The sequence below is a fragment of the Allofustis seminis DSM 15817 genome (assembly GCF_000374325.1).
Classification (GTDB): Bacteria; Bacillota; Bacilli; order Lactobacillales; family Carnobacteriaceae_A; genus Allofustis; species Allofustis seminis.
In genome coordinates this window covers 78362-92727 of the sequence record NZ_KB894083.1, presented here as the reverse complement: position 1 = coordinate 92727, position 14366 = coordinate 78362, and the positions used below count along the sequence as shown (strand labels likewise).

Genomic DNA, 14366 nt, shown 5'->3' with positions numbered 1-14366 from the left:
AGTAATCATTACGATTTAGAATCATTCTAAATAAAAGTAATCATTACGATTTATAAGGTAGACCATTTCAAAAAAGCTGTGCATAAATTATGCACAGCTTTTTTATTTACCATAAATAAATTGGTTCATTTATATAGAGCAAGGAAATTATCTTCCGCGTAGTCGTGATCCGCCACGTGGTGTATAGCCATAATATTTTGTACACCATAATGCACTGATACCAACTAAAATATAAAAAATACGTGGTCCTTGAATATGCAGTGTCATTAATGTGTCGGTAATTGCATAAGAATTTACTGCGCCAATAAGCATCAAATGGATGCCGCCGATAATTAGAATTGTTAATGCTAAACGGTCTAAAAGTTTCATCATAAACCTCCTAACAAAATAAGATACCAAAATACTTGAAAGATATACCTTATTATAACGAACTTTGAATAAAAATCCAATGGGTTCAAATACGCGATGATAGGAATAATATGATATACTTACACCATTATAGGAGTAAAGGGGTTAATCAACGAATGGCAAAAAGTGATATTGAAATTGCACAAAGTGTTACAATGCAGCCGATTGATCGAATCGCTGAGAAATTAGCAATTCATCCCGAACAGTTGGAACATTATGGTCCATATAAGGCCAAAGTCCATGTGGATCCAGACGAGTTATCCAAGCGCAAACGGGGAAAATTAATCTTAGTGACAGCGATTAATCCGACTGCAGCAGGTGAAGGGAAGACAACAGTATCCATTGGGCTAGCAGATGGATTAAATTATATCGGGGAAAAAGTATGTCTAGCTTTACGCGAGCCGTCCTTAGGTCCTGTTTTTGGTATTAAAGGCGGTGCTGCTGGAGGTGGGCATTCACAATTAGTGCCAATGGAAGATTTGAACTTGCATTTCACTGGCGATATGCATGCCATTGGTGCAGCGAATAACTTAGCAGCTGCTATGATCGACAATCACATTCATCAAGGAAATGAACTGCAAATTGATCCGCGCCGTATTGTTTGGCGCCGTGCCGTTGATATGAATGATCGCCAATTGCGCCAGATTACGAGCGGGTTAGGTGGACCGCTGAATGGTATGCCAAGAGAAGATGGTTTTGATATTACGGTTGCCAGTGAAGTGATGGCGATTTTATGCTTGTCGACATCACTTTCAGATTTAAAACAGCGCCTTTCCAGAGCTGTTATCGGTTACACTTATGACCGCAACCCCGTAACGATTGGGGATCTAGGGGCAGAAGAAGCTATGACTATCTTATTAAAAGATGCCTTGAAACCGAATCTCGTTCAAACATTAGAAGGAACACCAGCATTTGTCCATGGAGGCCCTTTTGCTAATATTGCACATGGTTGCAATAGTGTTCTTGCTACACAGTCTGCTCTAGCATATGCAGACTATGCTGTAACTGAAGCGGGATTTGGAGCAGATTTAGGTGCCGAAAAATTCTTAGACATTAAATGTCGTATGACGGACCTAGCGCCTGATGCAGTGGTCGTAGTTGCAACGATTCGTGCATTGAAATTGCATGGTGGTGTGGCAAAAGATCAGCTACAAGAAGAGAATGTAAAAGCACTCCAAGACGGTTCTAGCAATTTATTGAAACATATTGAAAACTTGCAACATGTCTACAATCAAAATGTCGTTGTCGCTATCAACGCTTTTGTGAATGATACCGCCGCCGAAATCCAAGCGCTTCAAGAGATTTGCCAGCAAGCAGATGTTCCTTATGCTTTGTGCAAGTCGTGGGAGCAAGGTGGCTCAGGGGCTGAAGCATTAGCACATCTCGTTGTAGATGCATGTCATGTACCATCTACATTAACCTATCCTTATGCACTTGAAGACTCCCTTGAAGCCAAAATAGCCCACGTCATTCAAAAAGTGTATGGTGGAAAAGCTTCGCAGTGGTCCGTCAAAGCTAAACGCGTTGCACGCCAACTGAAGCGACAAGGGTATGGGCATCTGCCTATTTGTATGGCAAAGACACAATATTCATTATCGGACAATCCTCGATTGCTTGGACGTCCTAAAGATTTTGAAGTAGCGATTAAGGATTTAACTGTTTCTGCGGGGGCAGGCTTTATTGTTGTATTAACGGGAGATGTAATGAAGATGCCTGGCTTGCCAAAAGATCCTGCCGCGACACATATGACCATTGATGATTCTGGTAAGATTAATGGATTATTCTAGTGAGGGTATGCGATGAAGCAATTAACTATTGAACAGCTTTTACATGAACTGGGCTCAAAAAATGGAAAATATACTGGTGGAACAGGCATTGGCTTAGTGAGTGTATTAAGTGCAACATTGACACAATTTATTTTTGAGTTGCAGTTAGGCAAGAAAAAATATATAAAAGATCAGGCACAGTTAGAGCAAATTATTGAACATGCCAAACAATTGAGTGATGAATTCTTACGATTGACAGAAGAAGATTCTACAGTTTTTGAGCAAGTCTTAAGTGCTTATAAAATGCCTAAAATATCGACTGAAGAAAAAGAGTTACGCCAACAAGCCATTGATAATGGCTATGTGCAGTCCAGTTTACCATTACTCAATATTATGCGAAATTTAGTAGAGTTGTTGGATTTGTATGAACAATTGATTGATCTTCAAGTGAGTGGTCCGATTTTGAGTGATGCATTAATGAGTGTCCAATTTATTCAAGCAGCAGCCGTCAGTGCGGAGCGAATGATTGAAAATAATTTATATGAAGTGAAACAAAGTGAAAAAGCACTTCCTATTCAGGATGCACTCATTCAGACCAAGCAAAAATTAAATAAAAAAATAAAAAAAGTAACCGATGCAATTGAATCTTATCTAAAATATAATAAATGGTAAGGAGAATGGGGAATGAACCAGCCGAGACTACTTAAAGGGCGTCCAGTAGTTATCGAAAAAAGAGAAGAGATTAAAGCACAGATTGCTACCTTAAAACAAAAAGGTATAACACCACATTTAAAAATTTTTCGCATTGAAGGTCAAAAAGCATGTCAGTCATATAGTCGTGCCGCTCAAAAAGTTATGCAAGCTGTGGGAGGAATAGCATCTGAAGACTTATTCCCAGCTGATGTAACAGAAGCGGAATTCTTAAAAGCCGTAGCGCAACGTTGTGATGAAAAGGATATACATGGCATCATTATTATGCAGCCACTTCCACCTCATATTGATCGCCAAAAAGTGGCCGATTTACTTCCACCACTAAAAGATGTTGACGGGATGACGACGCTGAACTTAGGGCGTGTGACTGAAAATAATGATAAAGCAATGTTCCCAAGCACGGCCAGAGCGGTAATGGAAATTTTGGACCATTATGCAATTGATGTGCGAGGTCTTGATGTCTGTGTTATCGGCAAAAGTACTTCCGTTGGCAAGCCGTTAATATTATTATTGATGAACCGGGATGCAACCGTCATATCTTGTCATAAAGCAACGCGCCAGCTTAAAAAATATACTAAAACGGCCGATGTGATTATTTCTGCGACTGGTGTAGTGGATTTAATTACAAAAGATCACCTAAAACCTGGCGCAATTGTGATTGATGTTGGCTACAATATGAAAGATGACAAAATCGTGGGAGATGTATCATTTGATGAAGTGGCGACAGCAGCGAGTGTTATAACACCTGTGCCAGGAGGGGTCGGCAGCGTTACAACGACAGCTTTAGTGGAGCAAGTCGTTCGAGGATGCACGTTGCAAATGGAAGAATGCAAATGAGTTCTAAAAAAGAAATTCGGGAGCAATCGTTACATTTTTTGCAAAGCCTTTCCTCAAGTCAGCGCCATTTTATTACGCAATGCCTCCACAAAAAAATATTGAATGCTTCCGCTTGGCAAGATGCGCACACCATCGCTTTAACGCTATCTACCGCAATTGAGTGGGACACGCATATCTTAATTCAAAAAGCGTGGGAAGAAGAGCGTACAGTTGTAGTGCCACGTTGCCTTCCTCGTACACGTCAGCTGCAATTTTTTGCCATTGAATCGCTGCAACAGGTGTCACCTGGCTTTAAAGGGCTATTGGAGCCTTCACCAGAACTTACGCAAGAAGTGCCACTTGATGTAATTGATTTAATGATTGTGCCTGCACTTGTTTGTTCGAAAGAAGGCTTTCGGATCGGTTTTGGAGGCGGTTATTATGACCGCGTGTTGGCCACCTATCAAGGGCAAACACTTACCATGATGAGTTCATCTCAGTGGGCGGACAATTGGCATCCACAAGATTGGGATCGCCCTGTTGATTATGTTGTAACAGAAAAAGAATGGATAAATATTTAAAAAATAAAAAAGAGTAGGAAAATAGCGTTAAGGTCTGAGAGATGGGATGTTGCTTTCAGAAGAAAAAATATTGCGACTATTTTTCGCATCCGCTTATATATTAAGTGGATTCTTTGAATTAAAGGAGAATTCCAATGAATAAAAAAAATAAATTTAATTTTTCAGTTGAACAAATGACGATCGTAGCAGTTATGATTGCACTTCATTTAGTACTTTCGCGATTTTCAATTCCTCTAGGTAATGCTAACCGAATCAGCTTTAGTTTTATTATTACTGCACTGCTGGGTATTTTATATGGACCTATTATTGCTGGACTGGCCAATGTATCGAGTGATTTGCTAAAAAGCTTTCTTTTTGGTCCAGGAGGTCCCTTTTTCATCGGCTTTACGATTAGTGCTATGCTTGGCGGTATCATTTATGGCCTATTTTTGCATCGAAAAACGATTCGTTGGCCGCACGTTTTAGCAGCAACTGTTGTTAATACCCTCTTTGTGAATTTAGTATTGAATACTTACTGGGTCCATTTGCTTTTTGGGACACCTTTTCGTGAGTTATTAGTGACTAGAGTGCCACAAAATGCGATTATGTTACCTATACGTTTTGCATTTATTTTATTTATCACACAATTGCCACAGTTGAAACCTATTATTAAAAAATATCAAACAAAATAATAAAAAGCTTCGAAGCATTTTAGTTTTACGCTAATAAGGAAGTATTCACAATAACTTATCACTAACGCTGACAGACAGGTTTGCAAACAGAAACAGAGAGTTAGTCACTTTTAAAAGTGATTTCCTCTCTGTTTTTCTATCTATGCATTGTTATGCAGTAGAACCCCATTTTTGAGTGAAAAGGTAAAATCTCTTATCCTTGATGTTTTCGTGTCTGTAAGATGCTTAAACCCAAGCTGTGTTGCCCTCTATTGCGTAACATTACTATGACAATTCCTATAGCAGTTTACAAGGAACAAAGCCTTGTGTAGTTATGACTTCCAGCATTGGATTACTCGATATTGGATTTTCCATTCCTTTCTGTCCCCTCAATTCTTCCTCTGTCCATAAGTTGCTGGAACGAAAGCGAAATGAAGCGGGAATACAGAAATAATTATTCGTTTAGAAAATTCATAATTCATAGAGGGGCAAGCGGTCTATCCGCTTGCGCTCTTGATTATCCCATAGCAAAACCACATAGACATTTGGTAATATGAGTTATTCAAGCGTACATAGTGAAATGTGTGTTCATACTGGTAGCTGGAATATCCCGTTATATGGAATAGGCTTTTTTGATAATTGAAGAATGTCAATGGTACAGAAAAAAGGACATGGTGATACCGCCTTGCTTACAAGCATTTGATACCGCCATATCCTAAATGGGCGTTCCAACATATTGACTGTATGCAAAATACGGCAGTTTATTTACTACAGAACAGAAAAGAGCCGATAACCGCATTTTATATCTGCGTGTTATCGGCTCTGCGTCTGTGCGTCCGGCTCTTGGATAACGGATAGTTTCATTTGTTCTACACTAATTAGCATTTCTTGTCTGCACTTTGGACAAAACAGCGGGAAGTTTTTCAATTCGGTATCTTGCCGTATCTGTAGCCTTGTTTTATTACCGCAAACAGGACAAAGTATCCATTCTGTTGTAACCATTTCATTTACTCCTTAGAACAATAAATTTCAATAGCCTGCTTTACAAATTCAGCCGTGCCCGCGCCACCTACTTTATCAATATTGTGCTTAAATCGCTCATCATTGACATACATCTGCCCTAATCCACGAAAAATTTCAGTATTACAAGTGTAGTAATTACTTGTAATAAAGTTTTGTAAATCGTTAATTTTTTCCTGTACCGCTTTATCGGTAGGCGACAACTGCCCGAGTGCTCCGATTTCATTGAACAAATTCATCAGCTGCGATGTTGTTTCACTAAAATCATGTCCGCTCTTTTGCTTCTGCTCATATTCTTGATATTCTTTGATGTCACCCCATTTCGCTTTGGCTTCTACCTTGTACTGTTCAATCTCGCTTTTGTCGAAAATGCGAAAGTTCATTTCTCTCACTCCTTTTTTCTGGATTTCACGGGCGAAAGAAATCAGTTCCCCTATATGCTTATACTGCAATTCCAGTAATTCAATTTGTTGTGTTAATGCCTCTAACGGATCAAAGTTTGAACTGTCAAGAATTGCTTTGATTTCTTTTAGAGGAAATTGTAACTCACGAAACAGTAAAATATTTTGCAAACGGCTGAGTGCCGTATCGTCATACAACCGATAACCCGACTCGGTCACTTCTGTAGGTTTCAAAAGACCAATGGCATCATAATGATGCAGTGTGCGCACACTTACTCCTGTGAGTTTGCTAACTTCATTTACTGTTCGCATAATTATCCCTCCCGTGTAAAGATATTATAAACTATAACGTAACGTTAGAGTCAAGAGGTGTAAAAAGTTTTTCACAAAAATTTTCTCAAAACTTCGGCAAAATCGCAAAGGGCGGTGTTGTATATAGTTCGGGGCAAAGAGCAACAATAGTTTTATACCTTTCCAAAATCTGCTTAACGATTTTTACGCCAAAGATACCAGTAAAAAAACGGGCAATCAAGAAAGTGCAGGGCATGGCAGGGGAACATCTGACAACGCCACCTTACGGTTATAAGGTAGACCCCAATGACAGAAAAAATAGATTGTAGATGAAGAAGCCACCGCTGTGGTAAAGAAGATTTTTGATTTATGTGTTGTCAGAAACGGACCTATGCGGATAGCGAAAACTCTGAAAGCTGACAAAGTGCTAACAATACGCGCCCATTATGCAAAGCAGAAAAGGAAATGAAGCGCAAGTGGCGTAAAGTAGGGCAGGGGAAAAAACGGATTGCGGAACTCGACCAGATTTTCAAGTGGATTTATGAGAATGACATCAACGACACAATCAGCCTTGAACGATTTTTAAATCTGTCCGCAGAGTACGAAGCGGAACAGAAAGAACTGACATAAAAGGTAATATAGAACAACAGAAAGTCGATACCTACGAACAAAATAAAAGCGATTTTGACAGATTATCCGCCATTCTCTGCAAGTATGTGGGAATAACAGAATTAACACCCACTATCGTCAATGAGTTTGTGAAGAAAATCGTTGCCCATGCGCCTGAGAAGATAGGTGGCAAGCATTTTCAGAAAGTGAATATTATTTTTAACTTCGTGGGAGAAATCCATTTGCCGACTGACCCGCAAACGGAACAGAAAGAAACCAATAAACAGGAAAAGACGGCATAGCCCTTGAACGGGCTATACCGCCTAATTGAAAAATATACTTCCTTATAACCAAACCCTTCACTTCGAGGCTTTTTTAGATAATATGTCCATTGTGAATATGTTTTAGAAATTGTTGTCGCAATACTTGTACATCAAAAGGTATATCTGCTGAAGTCGATAAGAATTCTGCTGGGACATAAAGGCGCTGGTTACCATGAAGATGGTCGCTCAAGATTTTGACAATAGGGCTGGCAGTACTTAATTCAACCAAAGAATCATCTGGATTCATTAAGATAATAGGCGATTGTCCTTTCAATGAATAGTCATAAGATAGATCAGAGCTGCGATTGATTTGTGTGAAATATTGTAAAGGATAGCCTGCTTTTTCAACAAGATGGCGTAATTTCTCAACGATTTCTGTCTGATTTTTTCCATCAAATTCTACAGATTTTAGTGGTTTACGATTATAAAACATTTGCGCCAGCGTACTTAAAATAGTGTCTTTACTTTGGCAAAATAGGCCGATGGCTGTGATAAGTACAGCATCATCAAGGGCGAGATAGTCGTGCAATGTATAATGATTGTCAAAAAAAGGTTCAAGAAAAGGCGGCAATATATCTAATTGCCCTGCTAAATATAAATCTTTTGCACGTGTTAATAAACGGTCAAGCGTCACTTCCATGCCACGGGAAACGGGGTGGAAATAGACTTGCATATACATTTGATAGCGACTGACAACATAATCTTCTACGGCGTGCATTCCTGCATACGAAAAAGCGATACCTTGTGTATACGGACGTATCACACGCAAAATGCGACTCAAATCAAAATTACCATAACTAACGCCTGTAAAATAGGCATCGCGCAATAGATAATCCATGCGGTCCGCATCCATTTGGCTGGAGATAAGCTGAACGACCTGCGGGTTGGGATAAGTTTTTGCGATGACACTGGCGACTTGTGCCGGAAAATCTTCTCCAGCATGTTGTAAGATGTGGTGGACTTGTGTCGCAGGGTTTAGAATAATTTGTTGTGTAATTGCTTCATGATCTGTTTTGAAAATTTTTTCAAATGTATGTGAAAAAGGGCCATGACCAATATCGTGGAGTAAGGCAGCACAGAGCGCAACAAATTGCTCCTGACTATCCCATTGATGCGCATAGTAGCGCGCAAAGCGGTCAGTAATCAATCGTGTCAATTCATAGACACCTAGTGAATGAGAAAATCGCGAATGTTCAGCTCCATGAAAAGTGTATTGCGAAGTGCCTAGTTGTTTAATGCGGCGTAGACGTTGAAATTCTTTTGAGTCGATTAATTGTAAAATTAGACGGTCATCGACATGAATATAATCATGAACAGGATCTTTGAAAACGATCGGTTGTGTACGCGATGGTTTATTTGAAAGTTCTGACATCTTTTTCTCCTTTCTCATTGACTTCTTTCGCTCATTGTACCATATTGTAATAGAAGAAATGTAGTATTTGGAAAGTTGTTTTCAAACAGCGTTTCATCTAAAATGGAAACGATTTATAAGAGTAAAAAAGGAGGGGTGCTAAATGAAAAATAAAACGACATTATATCATATTACCATTACAGTAAGTTTGTTGTTGGCGGCGACCATTGCAAGTGGACTGTTGCATTATTATAATGTGCAAAGTGCAAATATTGTGATGTTTTATTTATTGGCGGTTATTCTGACGGCGCAATTTACGAATCAACGCAGTTATGGATTATTTCAATCATTTGCTTCGGCACTCCTAATTAATTGGCTATTTACAGAGCCTTATTTTACATTGCGAGTAACGCAATCGGACTGGATTATTACATTGATCTTTTTGGTCATTGTTTCGATTATTATGAATACATTAGTGATGCACTTGAAAGAGGCACATGACCATTCGCAGCAAGTCAGCCGAAAATTCAAGATTCTCTATCAATTGACAGACCGCTTGCTAGATGTCCATACGGAAGAAGAGACGCTAGAAGCAGGGACGCAAGCATTGAAACAAGCACTAACCATTGATGAAGTGGAGCTTGTGAAACAATTGCCGCAGCCTCTTCCAACCAATAAAATGCCACTATCTTTAAAAATAAAAAAACAAGTGCCCGTCTATGGAATCATTCCTGCAGAAAATAAAGAAAATATGAATGTGATGCAAGAAGATTTAGTTGAGTCAATCATTGAAAATATTGCCATTTCACTAGAGAGAATTGAACATTTACAGCAACGACAAGCCGCAGAAAGAAAAATCGAAAAAGAAAGACTGCGCTCGAATTTGTTACGAAGCATCTCTCATGATCTACGCACACCGCTAACATCAATTATGGGTAGTAGCGAATGGATTCAGCAAATGTCTGAAAAAGATGAAGTCAAAAAATTAGCGCACGATATTTATAAGGAAGCGACATGGCTCACTTCAATGGTAGAGAATATTTTGAGTCTAACACGTGTCCAAACAGGCGATCTGCAGTTGCACAAAACGATCGAGCCATTAGAAGAAGTGTTGGGGGTTGCCATTGAACGTGCAGAACGCATGAATGGTCATATTCAAATTGAAGTCGATGCCCCCAATGACTTGCTTTTAGTGCCAATGGATGCAAAATTAATGGCACAAGTCATCTTCAACTTGCTTGAGAATTCAATTCGTTCAGCAACGGCACAACCTAAAATTACCATTCAAGTGAAGAAAATGACCGACCATGTTGCAATTCATGTTCGAGATTTCGGACCAGGTATTGCTGAAAAAGATTTACCCCATGTATTTGAGATGTTTTACACGAATCGTGGAACAAATGATCGTGGACGAGGAACGGGATTAGGGCTAGCCATTGTCCAAGCCATTGTCCATGCTCACAATGGACATATTTCTGTCAGCAATATAAAGGAACATTCGGGGGCTGAATTTGTGATTACATTGCCACTGCAAAAGGAGGATGAGTCGCATGATACCCATTAATAATCGCTTATTAATTATTGAAGATGATCCTCAAATTCGTCACTTTATGGAATATTTCTTGACCGAAAAAGGCTTCCAATGTCAGGTGGCGGATACTGCTCAAGAAGGGCTATCAATTTTTGTAACGCAAGCGATTGATTTAATTATCTTAGATTTAGGATTGCCGGATTATGATGGTGCTGAAGTTATTCAAAAGGTGCGTGAATGGTCGCAAGCTCCGATTATTGTCGTGTCAGCACGTGACCAAGAATGCGAAAAAATAAAAGCATTGGATTTAGGAGCGGATGATTATTTAACGAAGCCTTTTTCATCATCAGAACTTTTAGCACGCATTAAGGTATCGCTGCGGCATTTAAGTCAAATGAATAATGAACGTGCCCCTATTTTTTCAGTGGGCGACCTTATTCTTGATATCGACCGCCGTCAAGCCCGTCTTGCCCAAGAAGATGTCCATTTGACACCTTTGGAATTTCAATTGTTAGCTTATTTATTCAAAAATCAAGGCAAAGTTGTAACACATCAGCAGCTGCTAAAAGAATTATATGGCTATGAATATGGAACAGATACCCAAGCTTTACGAGCGCTACTTGCTGGACTTCGAAGAAAGATTGAAGAAAATCCTGCAAAACCGCGCTACATTAAAACAGAAATAGGTGTCGGCTATCGTTTGACCGACCAATAATTAAGACCGAAAAACATTGAAATGAAATACAACCTACCAATGTATTGTGGGGTTGGTTTTATGCCAAACGTTTTTCGGTCTTTTTTTATTCTCACAGCATTCTCACACAAACACTTTTTTCCTCACACCACTTTCACATGATGCGGTGTAAGATAGGCGTAAGAAAGAGGAGGAAACGTCATGAAAAACACTGCCAATCCTAAAGAGCCAGTCACTTTACCACAAAAAATAAAAAGTGAATTGGCACTCTGTCATTATCATGAATGCGAAGAAATGATTATCCAAGCGATTTGTGAGAATCCACATGCTGCACTCCCTCATAATTTATATGGGATTTTGTTGGAAGTGACCGGAGATCATCCACTGGCCATGAAACATTTTCGCGCAGCATGGGATTTGGATCCTACTTTTTTACCTGCACGTTTGAACTTAATTCATATGGGAACATTTAAAACAGCAGATCAAAAAAAATTCATCTTTGACAGTGACGAATGTGAAACAGTTAATATATAAGAATTAGAAGGAAGAGGAAAAAATGGGAAAAGCAAACACATTAATTATCGGGTGTGGGCGTCTTGGTGCAAGTATCGCGCGTAACCTATCGGAAGATACACAAAATGTTGTCATCATTGATCGTTCAGAATTAGCATTCAAAAAATTGAATGCATCTTTCAGCGGTATTAGCGTTGTCGGTGATGCAACGCAAATTAGCGTGTTGGAAGAAGCAGAGATCAACGAAATGAAAACAGCCATCATCGTAACCGATGTGGACAATGTTAATATTTTGCTAGGTGAATTATTAATCCACCGCTATCATGTTGAAGATGTCGTCATTCGCTTGACCGATCCAGAATTAGTCTCCGCTTATCAAGAAAAAGGATTTAAGATCGTCTGTCCAACACTTCTATCTGTCAACAAAGTGTTAACAATGTGTTCAGGGGGTGAATTCATTGCGTAAAAATGTATTAATTATGGGCGGCTTTAAAAATACGAGCGAGCTCGTGCACTTACTGCTCGAAACAAACTATCAAGTGACAATTATCAACCATTCACGCGATGTATGTGCTCGATTAGCACTTATTGATGGGATTCGCGTGATTCAAGGCGATGGAACTCGTCCATATATTTTAGATGAGGCACTTGCAAGTGAAGCCGATATTGCAATCGCATTGACCAATAATGATGAAAATAATCTCGTCTTCTGTCAATTAGCTAAAGAAAAATTCGGCGTCAAACGAACGATCTGCTTGCTAGAAGATTCATTGAAAAAACAATTTTTCTATGATATGGGCATTGACGGCGTTGTGAGTGCGATGTCCATGCTCTCTGAAGTCATTAAACAAGAGGCGGTCTTAAGTGCCATGGCACATGTGATTCCTGTCGGCGAAGGACGTGTCCAAATTGCTGAAGTGCCAATTACGAGAGAGTCTCCAGTGATCGGTCAGTGCTTGATTGATATCAATCTTCCAAAAGATGTCATTATCGGAACAATCTTGCGTGAAGATTATACGATTATTCCAAGTGGTGAAACGACCATTCATCGCGGAGATGTCTTAGTACTGCTAGCTACACATCATCAAGAAGTCAAAGCGATCGAAGTCTTGACTGGGAAAGCGAGTGAAACCTTATGACGCTCAATCAACTTTGGAATGACGGTTCTGCATACGGTAAGCTTATGATTGTGATTGGCGTACTTGTCATGACACCGTTAGTTATTCTTCCTTTTTATCCGACAGATATGATGTATATTGCAGATTTTCTTATCCCAGGTGGAGTGTCTGTTTTATTAGGACTCATTATTTCTGCGCGCTTTCAAATGAAAGAATTAACGGCATGGAAAGAACAGTTGCGCTTTAATTCACAAGTTGTAACTTTTGCTTGGCTTTTTGGTATCTTAGTGGGAGCACTTCCTTTTGTGCTCGCGGGTCAGTTGCCATTTTTACGTGCAATTTTTGAAGCAACAAGCGGCTGGACAACGACGGGACTTTCAACAATGGATGTCACAAAAACACCGCAGATTTTTCTATTTCATCGAAGCTTTATGCAATATGCAGGAGGGCTAGGCTTCGTCATGATGGTGATTGTACTCTTGCGTGGCAAACATTCAATGTCTCTTTATGATGCAGAAGGGCATCCCGATCGTCTGCGCCCAAATATTAAATCAACCGTTCAAACAATTATCTTAATGTATAGCGTGCTTTTAATTGTGGGGACTGGATTATATATGATGGTTGGTATGCCATTATTTGACAGTCTTAATCATGCAATGTGTGCTTTGTCGACTGGGGGTTTTTCTACCAAGCTTTTAAGTATCGGTGAGTACAACAGTGTCAGCATTGAAATGGTTACTGCATTATTAATGTTGATTGGGACCACTAACTTTGGCGTGTTGCTCCTGATGGCACAAAGACAATGGAAGAGAGCATGGCGTGTCAGTGAGATGCGTTTCCTTGTAGTCCTTACGATTGTTTTAGTGGGCATTGCTGCTTTATCACTTGTTCAAGGTACTGATATGGGTATTGTTGAAAGCATTCGTCAAGCATTCTTTAATACAGTGTCTGCCTTTTCGACATCTGGATTTGCAACGGTGGATTATACGACTTGGCCATCTGTTACCTTTGCAGTCATCGTTATCGCGATGATTATCGGGGGTGGTATCGGTTCAACTGCTGGCGGATTGAAACTTACACGTGCTTATTTGATCATTCGTATTGCTTGGATGAATATCAAAAAACGCTTTTTGCCAAAAAACCAAGTCCAAGTAGAAACTTATTATAAAGTTCAAGGCAAACAAGTCATTGATGCAGATGTTGTTAGTGATACATTTGGCTATTTCGGTTTGTATTTGCTTGTTTATCTTGTAGGGTCGACCATTATTGCGCTAGATTCCAATGTCAATCTGAGCCATGCCTTTTTTGAATTTGCATCCTCATTGAGCACTGTTGGCTTATCGGCAGGTGTCACCAACCCTAATAGTCCAACCATTACCTTGATTGTTGAAATTGTGGGGATGATTTTAGGTCGCCTTGAAATTTATGTACTTTTGCTTGGCGTTCATCTCACTGTTCAGCAATTAAAACGAAAAATGTTTCGCCGCAATGATTCTTCTTTTGCCTCAATAAAAAATTAAGCTGTGGTAATGATATTTATATGCAATTTAAATTGTTCTTGACAACTTTAATAATTATTACCA

General features: G+C 39.4%; 17 protein-coding genes and 1 riboswitch. Of the genes, 13 read left to right on the top strand and 4 right to left on the bottom strand.

Annotated elements, in window-relative coordinates; all coding sequences use genetic code 11:
• Positions 1-147: 147 nt before the first annotated feature.
• Positions 148-369: a DUF378 domain-containing protein gene (locus tag C231_RS0105410; RefSeq protein ID WP_018659614.1), complete on the bottom strand. Its 222-nt coding sequence runs from the start codon at positions 367-369 to the stop codon at positions 148-150.
• Between the two features lie 155 nt (positions 370-524).
• Between C231_RS0105410 and C231_RS0105405 the strand changes: the two genes are divergently transcribed.
• From C231_RS0105405 to C231_RS07910, 5 genes are all read left to right on the top strand, one after another.
• The gene (locus C231_RS0105405; protein WP_018659613.1) at positions 525-2195 is read left to right on the top strand and encodes a formate--tetrahydrofolate ligase; all 1671 of its coding nucleotides are present in this window, start codon (positions 525-527) and stop codon (positions 2193-2195) included.
• 12 nt (positions 2196-2207) lie between these two features.
• The gene (locus C231_RS0105400; protein WP_018659612.1) at positions 2208-2846 is read left to right on the top strand and encodes a cyclodeaminase/cyclohydrolase family protein; all 639 of its coding nucleotides are present in this window, start codon (positions 2208-2210) and stop codon (positions 2844-2846) included.
• A gap of 12 nt (positions 2847-2858) precedes the next feature.
• Positions 2859-3722, top strand: a complete 864-nt coding sequence (locus C231_RS0105395) for a bifunctional 5,10-methylenetetrahydrofolate dehydrogenase/5,10-methenyltetrahydrofolate cyclohydrolase (protein WP_018659611.1) — start codon at positions 2859-2861, stop codon at positions 3720-3722.
• Positions 3719-4282 (top strand): 5-formyltetrahydrofolate cyclo-ligase, encoded by a 564-nt coding sequence (locus C231_RS0105390; RefSeq protein WP_018659610.1) that lies wholly within the window; start codon positions 3719-3721, stop codon positions 4280-4282. The genes C231_RS0105395 and C231_RS0105390 overlap by 4 nt, the downstream gene beginning before the upstream one ends.
• 7 nt (positions 4283-4289) lie before the next feature.
• A riboswitch (THF riboswitch) is annotated at positions 4290-4379 on the top strand.
• Between the two features lie 37 nt (positions 4380-4416).
• On the top strand, positions 4417-4953 hold the full coding sequence (locus C231_RS07910) for a folate family ECF transporter S component (RefSeq protein WP_018659609.1): 537 nt from the start codon (positions 4417-4419) through the stop codon (positions 4951-4953).
• Between the two features lie 792 nt (positions 4954-5745).
• Here the strand turns inward: C231_RS07910 and C231_RS0105380 are convergent.
• Positions 5746-5934, bottom strand: coding sequence for a cysteine-rich KTR domain-containing protein (locus tag C231_RS0105380; RefSeq protein WP_018659608.1), 189 nt, complete (start codon positions 5932-5934; stop codon positions 5746-5748).
• A 5-nt stretch (positions 5935-5939) separates the two neighbouring features.
• Positions 5940-6665, bottom strand: coding sequence for a MerR family transcriptional regulator (locus C231_RS0105375; protein WP_018659607.1), 726 nt, complete (start codon positions 6663-6665; stop codon positions 5940-5942).
• Between the two features lie 444 nt (positions 6666-7109).
• Here C231_RS0105375 and C231_RS08690 point away from each other — a divergent pair, with 444 nt between their 5' ends.
• Entirely contained in the window at positions 7110-7274 is a 165-nt protein-coding gene (locus tag C231_RS08690) for a hypothetical protein (RefSeq protein ID WP_211214233.1), read from the top strand.
• The gene (locus tag C231_RS08750; protein ID WP_211214235.1) at positions 7223-7555 is read left to right on the top strand and encodes a DUF4368 domain-containing protein; all 333 of its coding nucleotides are present in this window, start codon (positions 7223-7225) and stop codon (positions 7553-7555) included. The genes C231_RS08690 and C231_RS08750 overlap by 52 nt, the downstream gene beginning before the upstream one ends.
• A 73-nt stretch (positions 7556-7628) precedes the next feature.
• Here the strand turns inward: C231_RS08750 and C231_RS0105355 are convergent, their stop codons facing one another.
• Complete coding sequence (locus C231_RS0105355; RefSeq protein WP_018659606.1) at positions 7629-8948, bottom strand: HD domain-containing protein; 1320 nt, start codon at positions 8946-8948, stop codon at positions 7629-7631.
• A gap of 142 nt (positions 8949-9090) precedes the next feature.
• Between C231_RS0105355 and C231_RS08290 the strand changes: the two genes are divergently transcribed.
• From C231_RS08290 to C231_RS0105325, 6 genes are all read left to right on the top strand, one after another.
• Positions 9091-10491, top strand: coding sequence for a sensor histidine kinase (locus C231_RS08290; protein WP_018659605.1), 1401 nt, complete (start codon positions 9091-9093; stop codon positions 10489-10491).
• Positions 10469-11173, top strand: coding sequence for a response regulator (locus tag C231_RS0105345; protein WP_245533378.1), 705 nt, complete (start codon positions 10469-10471; stop codon positions 11171-11173). Before C231_RS08290 ends, C231_RS0105345 begins: the two co-directional genes overlap by 23 nt.
• 180 nt (positions 11174-11353) lie before the next feature.
• Positions 11354-11686, top strand: a complete 333-nt coding sequence (locus C231_RS07900; protein WP_018659603.1) for a tetratricopeptide repeat protein — start codon at positions 11354-11356, stop codon at positions 11684-11686.
• A 22-nt stretch (positions 11687-11708) separates the two neighbouring features.
• Positions 11709-12131, top strand: coding sequence for an NAD-binding protein (locus tag C231_RS0105335; protein ID WP_018659602.1), 423 nt, complete (start codon positions 11709-11711; stop codon positions 12129-12131).
• Positions 12124-12804 carry an NAD-binding protein gene (locus tag C231_RS0105330; RefSeq protein WP_018659601.1) on the top strand — a complete coding sequence of 227 codons (681 nt, stop codon included), beginning with the start codon at positions 12124-12126 and terminating at the stop codon, positions 12802-12804. The genes C231_RS0105335 and C231_RS0105330 overlap by 8 nt, the downstream gene beginning before the upstream one ends.
• Entirely contained in the window at positions 12801-14303 is a 1503-nt protein-coding gene (locus C231_RS0105325) for a TrkH family potassium uptake protein (protein WP_018659600.1), read from the top strand. Before C231_RS0105330 ends, C231_RS0105325 begins: the two co-directional genes overlap by 4 nt.
• Positions 14304-14366 lie beyond the last annotated feature (63 nt).